General features: G+C 47.2%; 10 protein-coding genes. 9 read left to right on the plus strand and 1 reads right to left on the minus strand.

Annotated features, from left to right (window positions below; genetic code table 11):
- Positions 1-2 precede the first annotated feature (2 nt).
- Entirely contained in the window at positions 3-539 is a 537-nt protein-coding gene (locus U0358_RS10200) for a lipocalin family protein (RefSeq protein WP_317497280.1), read from the plus strand.
- Here U0358_RS10200 and U0358_RS10205 read toward each other — a convergent pair.
- Complete coding sequence (locus U0358_RS10205; protein ID WP_317497281.1) at positions 536-2311, minus strand: DEAD/DEAH box helicase; 1776 nt, start codon at positions 2309-2311, stop codon at positions 536-538. The genes U0358_RS10200 and U0358_RS10205 overlap by 4 nt on opposite strands.
- A 343-nt stretch (positions 2312-2654) precedes the next feature.
- Between U0358_RS10205 and U0358_RS10210 the strand changes: the two genes are divergently transcribed.
- From U0358_RS10210 to U0358_RS10245, 8 genes are all read left to right on the plus strand, one after another.
- A complete protein-coding gene (locus U0358_RS10210) occupies positions 2655-4097 on the plus strand; it encodes an NAD-dependent succinate-semialdehyde dehydrogenase (protein ID WP_317497520.1) in 1443 nt (480 codons plus the stop codon).
- Positions 4094-5467, plus strand: coding sequence for an aldehyde dehydrogenase family protein (locus tag U0358_RS10215; RefSeq protein WP_322406176.1), 1374 nt, complete (start codon positions 4094-4096; stop codon positions 5465-5467). The genes U0358_RS10210 and U0358_RS10215 overlap by 4 nt, the downstream gene beginning before the upstream one ends.
- Positions 5468-5549: 82 nt before the next feature.
- Entirely contained in the window at positions 5550-6401 is an 852-nt protein-coding gene (trxA, locus tag U0358_RS10220; RefSeq protein WP_317497283.1) for a thioredoxin, read from the plus strand.
- Between the two features lie 93 nt (positions 6402-6494).
- Positions 6495-7571, plus strand: a complete 1077-nt coding sequence (gene zapE, locus U0358_RS10225; RefSeq protein ID WP_322406177.1) for a cell division protein ZapE — start codon at positions 6495-6497, stop codon at positions 7569-7571.
- Positions 7572-7866: 295 nt separating this feature from the next.
- Positions 7867-9285 carry a sodium-dependent transporter gene (locus tag U0358_RS10230; RefSeq protein ID WP_317497285.1) on the plus strand — a complete coding sequence of 473 codons (1419 nt, stop codon included), beginning with the start codon at positions 7867-7869 and terminating at the stop codon, positions 9283-9285.
- A 1-nt stretch (position 9286) separates the two neighbouring features.
- The gene (locus tag U0358_RS10235; protein WP_322406178.1) at positions 9287-11125 is read left to right on the plus strand and encodes a tRNA(Met) cytidine acetyltransferase TmcA domain-containing protein; all 1839 of its coding nucleotides are present in this window, start codon (positions 9287-9289) and stop codon (positions 11123-11125) included.
- Positions 11126-11190: 65 nt separating this feature from the next.
- Positions 11191-13347, plus strand: coding sequence for a prolyl oligopeptidase family serine peptidase (locus tag U0358_RS10240; RefSeq protein ID WP_322406179.1), 2157 nt, complete (start codon positions 11191-11193; stop codon positions 13345-13347).
- Between the two features lie 72 nt (positions 13348-13419).
- Positions 13420-14619 carry a saccharopine dehydrogenase family protein gene (locus tag U0358_RS10245; RefSeq protein ID WP_322406180.1) on the plus strand — a complete coding sequence of 400 codons (1200 nt, stop codon included), beginning with the start codon at positions 13420-13422 and terminating at the stop codon, positions 14617-14619.
- The last annotated feature ends 3 nt before the right edge of the window (positions 14620-14622 follow it).

A 14622-nucleotide genomic window follows, 5' to 3' on the forward strand; every position in this document is an offset into this window, starting at 1 on the left:
CAATGAATAAATGGATGGTGTCGTTACTTTTTATGTTCTTACTGAGTGCCTGTAACTCTCAACCCACACCGGTAGCCGAGGTTGTTGACGACTTTGAAGCCGAGCGCTACTTGGGTAAATGGTACGAAATAGTCCGCATGCCACACAGCTTTGAAGAGGGCTTACAGGGGGTTACTGCAGAGTATCGCTTAAATGGTGATGGCACCCTGGAAGTGACCAACCGGGGTTATCATGTCAACAATGAAGAGTGGCAAACCGCTATTGGACTGGCTGAGCCAATCGAAAATATGGATGCCGCATATCAGGTTACCTTCTTCTGGCCCTTTTATGGTGGTTATTACGTGAGTTGGTTAGGTGGTGATTATCAGCAGGCAATAGTAACCAGCGACTCACATGAGTATTTCTGGTTTTTATCGAGAAGCCCGGATGTCTCTCAGGCAGATATTGATTACGCCTTAGCCAAGGCTCATGAGTGGGGATATGACATCGACCAGATGATCATTGTTGATCATCCGGCCGAGTTAACAGACGCTAATTAATTAAAACGGCGCGCGGCACCTTTACCGGAACTGCGCTTAGGGCCGCTACGCGTATCACGTTCACGAGCCGGGCGTGGTGCGCGACGTACTTGCTCATCGCTTAATTCCAAGCCCATAGGCTGTTGACGCACACGAGCTTTCTTCAGTACGTGCATAATGTCTTTTGGCATGCCTTTTGGCAGTTGGACTAAAGAGTGATTATCGAACAACTGAATTTGTCCAATATACTTGCTGTCCATTGACGCTTCGTTAGCAATAGCCCCAACGATGTCTCCCGGACGAGCGCCATGCTCACGGCCTACCTGAATTTTGTAGGTTTCAAAATCGACATCCGCTGCACGACCGCCACGCTCTGCACGAGGTTTACGCTTATCGCCACGGTCACTGCGTTCATTGCGACCTGAACGTTCGCTACGTGCTTCACGTACCGGACGGTCTTCTTTCAGGAACAATGGACGTTGCTCATTATGCTGAGCCAATAACGCTAAGGCAATTTCTTCAGCACTCAACTCAGACTGTTCCAGCCAGTCGCCTAACAGTTTCTCTAGCTTAGGCTTATCGGCGCTTGCAGTTTCAGGAGCCAGTGACGCCTGCAGCTTTTCCAGTAACTGTTGCTGACGATACTTGCTAAGTTCATTGGCGTTTGGTACTTCAAAGAACTCGACCGGTGCATTGGTTAAACGCTCATAGTGACGCAACAAATGACGTTCTTTTGCACGGAAGAATAAAATCGCCTCACCTGTACGCCCGGCACGACCAGTACGTCCAATACGGTGAACATAAGATTCAGTATCGCTTGGTAAGTCATAGTTAATCACGTGAGTAATTTCAGGAACATCTAAACCACGAGCAACAACGTCGGTTCCTACCAGAATCTCGATATGTCCACTACGTAATTGACTGACCGTCTGCTCACGCTGAGCCTGGTTCAAATCACCGCTTAATGGCGCCGCTTTAAAGCCATTACGTTGCAGTAATTCAGCCACATCCATCGTATCCTGACGGGTACGTACGAAAATCAATGCGCGCTGATAAGGAGTAACTTCTAACAACCGAGTCAGGGCGGTCATTTTCGTCATGCCCTGAACTTTCCAGGCTTTCTGCTTAATAGTCGCTTTTTCGCGGGCAATAGCTTCAATCTGAATGTTCAGCGGATCTTTCAGGAAGGTTTTTGCCAGCTTACGAATCGCATTTGGCATAGTTGCTGAAAATAATGCGCGTTGTGCGGTGCTCGGCACAGCTTTTAAAATGGTTTCGATGTCTTCAACGAAGCCCATGTTGAGCATTTCATCGGCCTCGTCCAGAACGCCCACTTTCAAACCGTCCAGTTGCAGGACGTTTTTATTCAATAAATCGATAAGACGACCCGGGGTACCAACAACTATAGCAGTTCCCTGCTTCAGGGCTTTAACCTGAGGACCAAAGGGTGCACCACCGTAAACGGTCGCAACGCCGACGCCACGCATTTTCGCAGCAAAACCTTCAAGCGCTTCTGCTACCTGAATAGCCAGCTCACGAGTTGGAGTTACGACTAATATTTGAGTTTGCTTAACCGACGCATCAATTTTCGCCAGTGCAGGCAGACCAAACGCAGCGGTTTTCCCGGTACCTGTCTGAGCTTCGCCCAGCACGTCTTGCCCTTCAAGCAACGCAGGAATAGCCTGCAGCTGAATAGGGGTCGGAGTTAAAAACTGCATTGCGTTTAATTGTTCAAGCACAGCACTAGGTAAGGCCATGTCGTTAAACGACACGCCTGTTTGAGTATTTGACATATTTGTCTCACTTTATTCCCGTTTGCCCATTGGCAAACACAACAAAAAAGGGGTTATGGCCCGGCAACAGGAATCAGTGTTCAGTCTCTAAACTGTCTGGACTGGAATCAGGCGCTGCAACCCCACGAATCAAGGGTGACCGCTGCCTCATCAGTTATGCGGTGTTCCTTGAGGAACCGGGAATTATACGTTTTCTCACTCAAAAAGCAATGCCTTTGAGCTTTTTTTCACCAAACGCATCTATTTACATCAAAATAATCGAAAAAGTTGAACCATTTCTTTTTATATTGCCTACATTATTAGAGCTATTCTCAAATTTGGAGGAATTATGTCAGCACATTCTATGTCATCCCTGACTAAGAAAGACTGTTTTATTGAAGGTCACTGGGTTCCTACGGACGAACGTTTCTCAGTCACTAATCCGGCAACCGGCGAAGTAATAGCCGAGGTTGCTGACGCTGACGAAGATTTAACTCAACGTGCCATAAACGTTGCAGACACCGCTCTGAAAAAGTGGCGCAAGAAAACAGCCCGTGAACGCGCGATGCTGCTGCGTAAATGGTACGAATCTATTATGGATAACAAGCAGGCACTAGGTGAATTAATGAGTGCCGAGCAGGGTAAACCGGTCGCTGAGGCCGTTGGCGAGGTCGAATACGGAGCAAGCTTCGTTGACTGGTTCGCCGGAGAAGCGGAACGTATTGATGGTGATATACTGCCTAAAGCTGATAGCAGTAAACGCGTAATGGTCACTAAAGAACCCGTTGGTGTCTGTGCGGCCATTACCCCATGGAACTTTCCCAACGCGATGATCACTCGGAAAATAGCGCCGGCTTTAGCGGCCGGCTGTACTATCGTCGTTAAGCCACCGCAATTAACTCCACTTTCCAGTCTGGCATTAGCGCAACTGGCGAGTGAAGTCGGCATTCCCGATGGCGTTATCAACATTATTCCGACAAGCGATGCCAAGAGTGTTGGTAAACGCCTGGCAACCTCATCACAGGTTCGTAAGCTGTCATTTACCGGCTCTACGGGTGTCGGAAAAATTCTAATGCAGCAATGTTCAGAGCACGTCACAAAATTGTCTCTTGAGCTTGGTGGTAACGCGCCGTTCCTGGTCTTTGACGATGCCGATATCGAGCAAGCGGCTGAACAGCTGATCGCGTGCAAATTCCGTAATGGTGGGCAAACCTGTGTTTCAGCAAACAGAATACTGGTACAGCAATCGGTTGCGGAGGAGTTCACCAAAGCTGTTGTCAGTAAAGTGAAAGCTCTGAAAGTAGGGGCCGGTACAGAAGATGATGTTGACTTAGGTCCGCTTATCGATCAGAACGCAGTTGATAAAGTACAACGTTTAGTACTTGCTGCTAAGTCTGACGGTGCAACCATAGAAACCGGCGGTTCAGTAATGACCGAGTTAGGCGACTTATTCTATGCCCCAACCGTCATAACAGGCGTAACCGAAGAAATGGATATTAGCGAAGAAGAAATCTTTGGTCCGGTCGTGGCTATTAATACCTTTGAAACAGAAGAAGAAGGCATTGAAAAAGCCAACAATACACCGTTTGGTCTGGCTTCTTACTTCGCAGCCAAAGACACCGCTCGTATTTTCCGCGTCAGCGAAGCGCTTGAATACGGTATGGTTGGTGTGAATACCGGCGGCATATCACACGCTTATAATCCATTCGGCGGCATCAAAGAATCCGGTGTTGGCCGTGAAGGCTCTAAGTACGGTATCGACGAATACCTTGAGTTGAAAACGGTGACACTTGGCGGACTTGGATGAACCCGTTTGAAAACACACTGGAGCAATTAAAAAGCCATTTTGACAGCGGACTCACTCGTCCGCTGTCCTGGCGTTTAAATCAACTTCAGCAACTTCAGCGTTTTCTTACGGAAAACGAAAAGTCTTTACTGCAAGCTCTAAAGTCTGATCTCAACAAACACGCTAGCGAAGCGCGTTTAACTGAATTACAGTTTCTCAAAAGTGATATTAAGCAGACAATTAAAGCTCTGCCCAAGTGGAGCAAAACTCGCAAAGTTGGTAATCCTTTACTGGCCTGGCCGGCGAAAAGCCAGCTAGTACCTGAGCCGCTTGGTGTTGTGCTGATTTTAGGTGCATGGAACTACCCTTTACAATTACTTCTTGCGCCTTTAATTGCAGCCATTGCCGCCGGCAACTGTGCGGTGATAAAACCCTCTGAACATTCAACGGCAACATCAGACATTCTGACGCGCCGGTTACCAGGTTATCTGGACAATGCCGCGATAAAAATTGTGACTGGAGCGGTAGCTGAATCGCAACAACTGACAGCACTGCCCTTCGATCACATTTTCTATACTGGCGGAGAAAACGCTGCCAAAGCCATTATGGCTTCTGCCGCTGAAAATTTAACCCCAGTTACGCTGGAGCTTGGCGGCAAAAGCCCGGCGGTAGTTTTAGCCGATGCGCCAATACGAGTCACAGCTCGGCGTATTGTCTGGGGTAAATTCCTTAACGCCGGGCAAACCTGTATAGCACCCGATTATGTACTGGTAGAAGACAGTGTGAAAGACCAGTTAATTGCCGCTATGCAGCAGGAGCTCATCAGTTTTTACAGTGAGGAGGCCAAGCATAGCAGTGATTACGGCAGGATCATTCACCAGGCACACTGGCACCGACTGACACAAATGCTGGAAGGCGAAAATGTGGTCATCGGCGGCGACTCTGATAAGAGCGAACGTTATATTTCCCCCACAATAGTGGATGGTGTAAAAGATGACAGTGCGCTCATGCAGGAAGAAATTTTTGGTCCGATATTGCCGGTTATAACCATTAGGTCGGCGGTGGATGCCATCGAGAAAATCCGTCACCATCCAAAACCGTTAGCGCTCTATGTGTTTAGCAACAATCAGCGCCTGCTCGATTTATTTACACAACAAGTGTCTGCCGGCAATGTTTGTTACAACGACACACTCATGTTCATGCTGAACGATGAATTGCCTTTTGGTGGCGTTGGTCGCAGTGGTATGGGCCGCTACCATGGTAAATGGGGCTTCGACACCTTTAGCCATTTAAAGCCCGTAATGAGACGCAGTTTTCGTTTCGACGTCGCTTTGCGCTACCCGCCCTACAGCAAGCTAAAAGATAAAATCTTATCCTGGTTTAGTCATTAACCATTGAAATTGCAGAGTCGCGCCTGCATATCTCTGATAACAGAGACTAAAATGGCTTATTAAAACAGGAGCGTCGCAGCTGATGTCCGAATCCAATATCGTTAACCTTGACTTGCAAAACTTTCAGCAAGTTTTACTGGAAGGCTCAAAAGAAAAGCTCATTATTATCGATTTTTGGGCTGACTGGTGTGAACCCTGTAAACAACTCATGCCGGTGCTTGAAAAGCTGGCCATGCAATACAGTGACCAAGTGATTCTGGCCAAGGTGAATTGCGATGAGCAGCAGGAGTTGGCCGCGCAGTTTGGTATTCGCAGCCTTCCTACCGTAGCCTTTTTTAAAGACGGCCAGCCAGTTGACAGTTTTGGCGGAGTAAAAACCGAAGGTGAAATTCGGGAAATACTAACGAAACACCTGCCCAGTCCGTCAGATGACTTAATTCAACAGGCTCAGACAGCTATGGGCGAAGGTGATGCGAATACCGCCTATACCCTGGCTAAACAAGCTTACGATTTAGACAACACGAACATGCAGGCTCTTAAGCTCTTAGCCGAAGCCGCTGTCGATGCTGGCCGGCTGGATCAAGCCAAAGAGCTGGTCGCTAAGATTCCACTGGTCGAGCAAGACAGCGACTATCAACGCATAAAAGGCAAGCTTGAGCTGGCCGAAGATGCCGCTGACTCTCCGGAGTTACGTGCTTTGCAGGAGCAAGCAGAAAAGAATCCCGACGACCTGGCTTTAAAGTTACAGTTGGCACTTAAATTTCATGAAGCAAATCGTGACGAAGAAGCCCTGCAGCAGGTTTTCATTGTGTTGAGTAAAGACGTCAATTTCGCTGATGCGAAAAAATACGCCCTCGATATTATCAATTCATTACCCGATGGTGATCCTCTGGCAGCGACCTACCGTAGAAAATTGTACAGCACAATGTATTGAAGACCTGCTTTGACGGTTGTTCACTAGCAGCAGTATTTGGCCGGCTCCCCCAGCCGGCTTCTTTTTGTCCTGACGTTTTGTGAAAATAAACTCATGCAAGAAAACTATAACCAACGTGTTCAGTCAGGAGTGCTCCAGCCCGATAAATATCAGTTAAAAGCAGTAAAAGCGCTGCAGCAACGACTGGACTCACTTGCACAAGGGAATAAACCGAAAAGTCTTTACTTATTCGGCCCGGTCGGTCGGGGAAAGACATTACTGATGGATATGTTTTATCAATGTCTTTTTCAAAGTCAGGCCGTTCGCCTCCATTTCCATCATTTTATGGCCAAAATCCACGAAGAGCTGAATCACTTTCAGGGCGAAGCTAATCCTATGGAGATTATTGCTAAGAGGTGGTCACAGCACTATTCGGTAATCTGTCTGGATGAGTTTTTCGTTGAAGACATTGGTGATGCAATGATTTTAGCCGGGCTATGGCATGCGCTATTCAACGAGGGGGTAAGTTTAATAACAACGTCCAACGCCCCGCCTAATGAGCTCTACCGAGATGGTTTAGCGCGTCATCGCTTTGAACCTACAATAGATTTATTGAATAAAGAGTGTGACTGCCTGGACTTAGGCATGGGCGTTGATTATCGCCGACTGCACGAAACCGATTTACCCTATTACCTTAAGCACGGCACTCTGCAACAACTCCGATCGCTCGCAGAGAGTCATTTCGGTCGCACAAAAGAAACACCCTCCGTCCAGGTAATGAACCGTGAAATTCCCTGTTTATGGCACAACAATAAAGTGATTGGTTTCGACTTTATGTCTCTCTGCTCCGGCCCCAGAAGCCAGCGTGACTATATGGAGCTGGCCGACCGCTATACCGCTATAGCAGTGCATCAGGTTCCGGCTTTTTCTTACATACCAGATAAAGACCTGGTACATGGTGTAGAGGAAACCTACCAACGCGAACATCAGGCTAACATTGTCAGCAAGCTGGATAACGAAGCCCGCCGTTTTATTGCTTTAGTCGATGAGTGCTATGACCGAAAGTGCCACCTGATGGTTACGGCAGAGACAGATATAGATAAATTGTATCAGGCCAGACAATTAGCTTTCCCGTTCCGGCGTTGTGTCTCTCGGCTTTTTGAAATGCAGCAATGGAGCAGTTCAGTTTAGGGGAAACACGCTGGTAAAAAGACGCCAATCTGTTCCAGAGAGTTGAATTCCCTGTATTTACCAGCGCGTTAAAACTGAGTTAATAAAATGTTATCTTATTTTTAACAGATTCCAATATTACAATTGTCATGGATATAAAAATTAGTTTTGTTTCCAAGCCGAAATTCCTGCATTCTGCCGCACAAACAACATTTAGCTGCTTGCCGTTAAATTAAGGCCTTGCTAGGATTGCTGAAATTCGCTGAACAGCGGCGCTGACAAAGCGTTAAAATAATAACGAAAAAGAAGGTTCAGAATGAGCGAACAACGCGATCAATTTAGCTCTAAGATTGGATTTATATTAGCGGCAGCAGGTTCTGCTGTCGGCATTGGTAACTTAGTGGGTTTCCCTGTTGCGGCGACCAAAAATGGCGGTGGGGCGTTTTTAATTATCTATGCGTTATTCGTCGCTTTTATCTGTATACCGGTCATGCTGGCTGAAATGGGACTGGGCCGACGCGCGCAAAAAAGTCCACTAGGCTCCTACAAAGCGTTATCGCCAAAAAATAAAGGTTGGCATTTTGCCGGTCTACTGGCTGTTCTTACTCCATTTATGATTGCCGTTTTTTATATGGTCATAACGGTATGGATATTCGGTTATCTCTGGCATTCAGTTACCGGCAACCTCGATATGCTGGCCGACGCTGAATACTTTGGCCAGTTCGTTAACGATTACGGTTTTGTTGGTTTCCTTATTGCTGTAACCATTATCGTCAATGTCATCCTGCTTGGCGGTGTTCGTCAGGGGATAGAAAAAGCTGCGAAATTCCTGATGCCAGCATTGTTTATTATGCTCATTTTGCTGGTTATCTTTGTACTGTCACTGGATAACGCCGTACTCGGTCTTGAGTTTTATCTGGTTCCCGATTTTTCAAAAATTGATGGTTCAGTAATCAACGGTGCATTGTCGCAGGCCTTTTTCTCGCTCTCGCTGGGTATGGGTATTTTAATAACCTACGGCTCTTATTTCAGCCGTAAAGATGACATTGTAACCTCAGGTAAACTGGTCGCTTTAACAGATACTGCCGTTGCATTTACCGCTGGTTTAATGACTCTGCCAGCTATTTTCGCCATCAACCCAGATACCAACCCGGACTCACTGAGTGACTCCTCAGTGAGTATGATTTTCTCTTTCTTCCCACAAATCTTTATCGCTCTGGAAGGCGTTGTCGGCTATGTTGGCGCAAGCGTTGCCGCTACCATATTTTTCCTGCTGACCTTCATTGCCGCCATCACATCTTTGGTTTCTATTCTTGAAGTACCAACCGCGGCGGTTATTGAGCAGGCAAAAATAAGCCGTAAAAAAGCGCTGCTGGTTATGGGTATAGCTGTTACTGTACTGACTCTTATTGCCGCTACCTCTTTTGGTTTCGTTCCGGCATTTACTGAGTTTGCCTTCTATGGAGAACAAACTAAGTCAGTCTTCGATATTATTTACGATGTTTTTTACGATACCATTTTGCCACTGAATGGCCTTTTGATTTGCTTATTTGTCAGTTTCCACTGGCGCCGCAAAAACCTGGATGCCGAACTTGCTGAGGGTAACCCGGGGTATCCGAACACACTACTGGCCAAATATGTGCGCTTATCTATCTGCACCTTCATTCCGTTGATATTAGCAGCGGTATTTATTAATACGGTGCTGACTAAGTTCTTCGCTTATTCTATTTTCTAAAATGTCAGAATGCGGCGGTTACCGGCAACTTCAACTGCTGCAAGGTGCGGGCCTATGGTATGAATGCTGCGAGGCTCGCTCTGACAGCTCCATCTACTTATCAAACCTGCAGACTCATGCCGATGCTGCACTCTCCCGCTACCGGGACTATCTGGGACATGAGTTTGAACAGGTGTGGATAGACTGCAGTGACGGTTTACACGCTGACGCCATAGCAGCGCTTTGCGGCACCGTTACCGCCGGTGGTTTGTTGTCTATTTTACTTCCGGCTGAGAGCAACGCCATGAGTCACCGCATGGAACGTTTTGCCGCAAAGCGCTTTGCCGAGTCAGGCACCAAAACCCAGTTATTGGTCAGCAAGCCCGAAACACGCTCAGTAAATGAGGAATTCCGGCTAACCAATGAGCAGAGCTCTATTTTTAACGCTCTTACACAAAGTACAGGAAAACCACACGGCACTCATATTATTACTGCAGAGCGCGGCCGCGGTAAAAGCACCTTATTGGGTCAGGCGCTCGCCTCGGTAGAAGATCAAAGCTCAATTATTGTAACGGCACCACGAAAAGCCAATGCGAAAATTTTGCTACAGCAGGCGCCGGAAGCTCACTTCGTTGCCTGGGATAAGCTACTGGAACAACCCGGTAATTCCGAAGTAACATTAATTATTGATGAAGCTGCCGGTTTGCCATTGTGGGCAACAGAGCAGCTATGCCAAAAATTTACCCCCTGGCTGCTTGCCACAACCGTTGCTGGTTACGAAGGTTGTGGCCGTGGCTTCGCAGTGCACTTTACAGACTGGGCTAAAAAAACCTTGCCGCAGGTATCTGTTCATCAGTTAACGCAGCCATTACGCTGGCCCGCGAATGAGCCATTAGAGCAGTGGCTGACCGACACTTTTCTACTGAACGAGCAACCAGTAACACAATTCGGGAGCCGGGAGTCCGGCACTTTTATAAAGCACGCCTCGGAACTTGAAGAAGGTATGCTGCAACAATGTTTTCATCTTCTTCTCAACGCACATTACCAAAGTAGCCCGAATGACCTTAATCTGCTGCTGGCCGAAGCCGGACATAAGCTCGCTTACCAGTCCCTAAACGGAGAAGTTATTGCGGTTGCGTGGCTTATGAATGAGGGCCCCATTCAGTCACCTTTAAAAGAAGAAATCAGGCAAGGCCAAAGACGCCCCAAAGGAAATTTACTGCCTCAGGCCATAGGTTATTTTCTGCAACAAGACTGGGCTATGAGTATACGTTGGTTAAGGGTGGCACGTATTGCTGTACCAGCAGCGAAAAGACGACGTAAAGCCGCCTCCGAGTTACTAGCTGAGATTTACCGGTGGGCACTGGACAACAACTATCAAATGCTCGGAACCAGTTTTGCCTGGTCACCGGAACTGGATAATTTCTGGAGAAAAAATGGCTATTCTCTTTGGCGCCTTAGTAGCCGTATCGACAGCGTATCGGCGCGCCCAGCGGCTATTTATGCTCAACCGCTATCCAGTGAATCCACTGGTTTATACCAGGTATGCCAATTGCTTAACCAGTGGGGACATAACCAGCTACAATGGTTTTCAGGCGGCAAAGAGATGCTGCGACTGACAGGCGAACACAGTGAGGTAAGAGCAGGCCTTATTCAAGCTTATCGCGATAAGACTATCCCGTTTGACGCAGCACATTTCGCCTTAGCTCAGTGGTTTTACTGGCAACATAGCCATCATCCTCTAACCGAACTACTCTGTCATTCATCAACCACACTCAAACATCTGGGTGAATATTGGGGTGGAGTGTCGCAACGACAGGCTAATGAAAATCTCTGTAAAGAGGTGCGCTCACTGCACTAATGTGACTTGTTGTTTTGACAGCAAATTCCTATGATCACCCCAGAATCTAAACAGGAAGCCCAACCATGACCCGTTACTCAGCTTTTATTCTTTGTTCGACTGTGTTGATACTCAGTGCCTGTAGCTCTTTTGAAGAGAAAAAGGAACAACCTAAAGGCCCTTACCCAGAAACTAAAACCGTCGCCCAGCAAGATGATTATCACGGTACACGGGTTGTCGATCCTTACCGCTGGCTAGAACAGGATAACCAGGAAGTCGCAAATTGGGTGGATGCGCAAAACCAGTTATCAACACCTTTATTACAAAAACTTCCCGCGTTCGCGGACATTAAAGACCGCATGACTGAACTGTGGAATTATGAAAAAGTCAGCACGCCTTTTCGCTACGCTGACCGGTACTTTTATTTCTCAAACGACGGTCTTCAGAATCAGTCTGTGCTTTACACCATGACCAATTTAAACAGTGCCCCGGATGTTTTGATCAACCCTAATAACTTCAGCGATGACGGAACCGTTTCGCTAGCGCGTATTAACGTTTCTCCCAACGCGACTTATATTGCTTATGCGACTTCTGACGGAGGCAGCGACTGGACAGAAATCAAAGTCCGTCATGTCGAGTCAGGAAAAGACACCAGTGACGTTATTGAAGGGGTAAAATTTACCGAAGTCGCCTGGCTGCCAAACGAACGCGGTTTTTATTACAGCCGCTACCCTGAAAATAAAGACGGCACCTTTGACGATACAAAACCTGTCAGTGTCTATTTTCATAAACTGGGAACCAGACAAAGCGACGACGAGCTGATTTTTGCTTTTGATAACCAGCCCGCTCTAAACCCTTACGCAAAAGTATCGGACGATGGCAAATACTTACTTATCGATGTTTTTAAAGGCTACGATGCTAATGCAGTATACCTGCGTCCGCTAGCTCAGGAAGACGCTCCTTTTGAAGGAATTTTCACCAAGTGGGACGGCCAATATCAGTACGTTACCAGCCAAAACGACCAGCTGTATTTTAAAACCACGAATGAAGCCTCAACAGGTCGGGTCGTTGCCGTTGACCCCAAACAGCCTGAACCTGAAAACTGGAAAGAAATTATTGCCGCTAAAACTCATACACTGAAAGATGTACATGCGGTAGATGGTCAACTGTTTGCGCATTATTTGCAGTCAGCGCGCTCACGAATAGCTATCTTTAATATAAAAGGAACCATGCTGCAGGAACTGGCATTACCCGGTATTGGCTCAATTGGTGGTTTTGAAGGCAGCCATAAAGCACCCGATGTGTTCTTTTCCTTCAAAGGTTTTACTGAGCCTGGAAAAATTTATCGTTACCAGCCTGACCAACAACGCACCACCTTGTGGTATGAAACCGAAGTTCCGGCCGAGTTAGACCAATATACAACCGAGCAAGTGGTTTACCACAGCGCCGATGGCACCGAGGTTCCGATGTTCTTGGTACACCGCAATGACATTGAACTTAACGGCAAAAACCCAACGCTGTTATATGGCTATGGCGGCTTCAACATTTCTATTACTCCAGATTACGACACAACCCGTCTTGTCTGGTTAGAAATGGGCGGTGTACTGGCCATTCCTAACCTTCGCGGCGGCGGTGAATTTGGTGAAATGTGGCATCAACAAGGCACGAAAGAAAACAAGCAAAACGTCTTTGACGATTTTATTGCCGCGGCTGAATGGTTAATAAACAGCAATTATACCAACAAAAATAAGCTAGCTATTCAGGGGCGCAGTAACGGCGGTTTATTGGTCGGCGCTACTATGATTCAGCGTCCTGAACTGTTTGCCGCGGCTCTTCCTGCCGTTGGTGTTATGGATATGCTGAGATACCAACTGCCCAGCGCCAATGCGCGAGGCTGGGGTAGTGAATTTGGTTTAAGCGAAAATAAAGAGGAATTCCAAACTCTTTATGCTTATTCGCCGGTGCACAATACCGAGAGCGGCACCTGTTATCCGGCAACACTCATTACCACTGGTGACCACGATAATCGAGTGGTTCCATGGCACAGCTACAAGTTTGCAGCGGCATTACAACGTGACCAAAGTTGCGACCAGCCCATACTGTTAAACGTAGAGACTCGCGCTGGTCACGGTGCCGGCACGCCAACCTGGATGCGCATTGAAGAACACGCGGAAAACTGGGCCTTTTTATATAAGCATTTAGGTATGAATTCAGAGGCCGCACAAAGCAACGCTTCTGAATGATGATTTCATAAAAATATGCTATCTTTCGCAGCAACTTTATTAGTTAAAAGATTTCTGTGAAGGATAGCATTCATGTCTAAAGTTCTAATTATTGGTGCTGGCGGTGTTGCTGGCGTAGTCGTACAAAAATGTGCTGGCTTACCCGAAGTATTCTCTGAGATTCACCTGGCCAGCCGCACCCTGTCAAAATGTCAGGCGCTGCAGGAAAAAGCGGGGAAAGACCGCGTTGTTGGCGTTTATCAGGTCGATGCTGATGATTCAGCAGAAGTGGCTGAACTTATCCGCGGTATTAACCCATCATTGGTTATTAACGTCGCACTTCCGTATCAGGACCTGCCTATCATGGACGCATGTCTGGAAACCGGTGTGCACTACCTTGATACTGCTAACTACGAACCAAAAGACGAAGCCAAATTTGAGTATTCCTGGCAGTGGGCTTATCAGGAGCGCTTTAAAGAAAAAGGCTTAATGGCATTGTTAGGAGCCGGTTTCGATCCGGGTGTGACCAACGTCTTTACCGCCTATGCCGCTAAGCATTACTTTGATGAAGTCCATTACCTGGACATTGTTGACTGTAACGGCGGTGACCACGGTCAGGCGTTTGCGACTAACTTTAATCCGGAAATTAATATTCGTGAAATTACCCAAAAAGGCAAGTACTGGGAAAACGGCGAGTGGCACGAAACGGATCCTATCAGTGTGCGTAAAGATCTGGACTACCCCAATGTTGGCGTACGCCCTTCTTACCTTCTGTTTCACGAAGAGCTGGAGTCGCTGGTTAAGCACTTCCCGACCATTAAACGTGCGCGTTTCTGGATGACTTTCGGTGAACAATACCTGACTCACCTACGTGTACTTGAAAACGTCGGCATGACCTCTATCCAGCCGGTAGAGTTTGAAGGCAAAAAAATTGTACCGCTCGAGTTTCTGAAAGCCGTATTACCTAACCCGGGTTCTCTGGCAGAAGGCTACACCGGCAAAACCTGTATTGGTACCTATGTTACCGGAATGAAGGACGGTCAGGAAAAGACCATTTTCATTTACAATAATACGGACCACGCCGAAACCAATACAGAAGTGGGCGCTCAGGCGGTGTCTTACACGACGGGTGTCCCAGCAATGATTGGCGCATCTTTAATGTTACAAGGTAAATGGATGGAACCCGGTGTCTGGAATATGGAACAGTTTGATCCGGATGAGTTTATGGAGCGCCTGAACAAATATGGCCTTCCATGGCAAGTTCAGGAATGCGATAAGCCATTTGAGAAGTAACAG

This window comes from Idiomarina sp. PL1-037, from assembly GCF_034422975.1.
Taxonomy (GTDB): Bacteria; Pseudomonadota; Gammaproteobacteria; order Enterobacterales; family Alteromonadaceae; genus Idiomarina.

Excerpts from the sequence above, each read along its gene's own strand:
- U0358_RS10205 (WP_317497281.1), bottom strand. The coding sequence starts at position 2,311 with ATGTCAAATACTCAAACAGGCGTGTCGTTTAACGACATGGCCTTACCT.
- U0358_RS10235 (WP_322406178.1), top strand. The coding sequence starts at position 9,287 with ATGTCAGAATGCGGCGGTTACCGGCAACTTCAACTGCTGCAAGGTGCG.
- zapE (WP_322406177.1), top strand. The coding sequence starts at position 6,495 with ATGCAAGAAAACTATAACCAACGTGTTCAGTCAGGAGTGCTCCAGCCC.
- U0358_RS10215 (WP_322406176.1), top strand. The coding sequence starts at position 4,094 with ATGAACCCGTTTGAAAACACACTGGAGCAATTAAAAAGCCATTTTGAC.
- U0358_RS10230 (WP_317497285.1), top strand. The coding sequence starts at position 7,867 with ATGAGCGAACAACGCGATCAATTTAGCTCTAAGATTGGATTTATATTA.
- trxA (WP_317497283.1), top strand. The coding sequence starts at position 5,550 with ATGTCCGAATCCAATATCGTTAACCTTGACTTGCAAAACTTTCAGCAA.
- U0358_RS10200 (WP_317497280.1), top strand. The coding sequence starts at position 3 with ATGAATAAATGGATGGTGTCGTTACTTTTTATGTTCTTACTGAGTGCC.
- U0358_RS10245 (WP_322406180.1), top strand. The coding sequence starts at position 13,420 with ATGTCTAAAGTTCTAATTATTGGTGCTGGCGGTGTTGCTGGCGTAGTC.
- U0358_RS10240 (WP_322406179.1), top strand. The coding sequence starts at position 11,191 with ATGACCCGTTACTCAGCTTTTATTCTTTGTTCGACTGTGTTGATACTC.
- U0358_RS10210 (WP_317497520.1), top strand. The coding sequence starts at position 2,655 with ATGTCATCCCTGACTAAGAAAGACTGTTTTATTGAAGGTCACTGGGTT.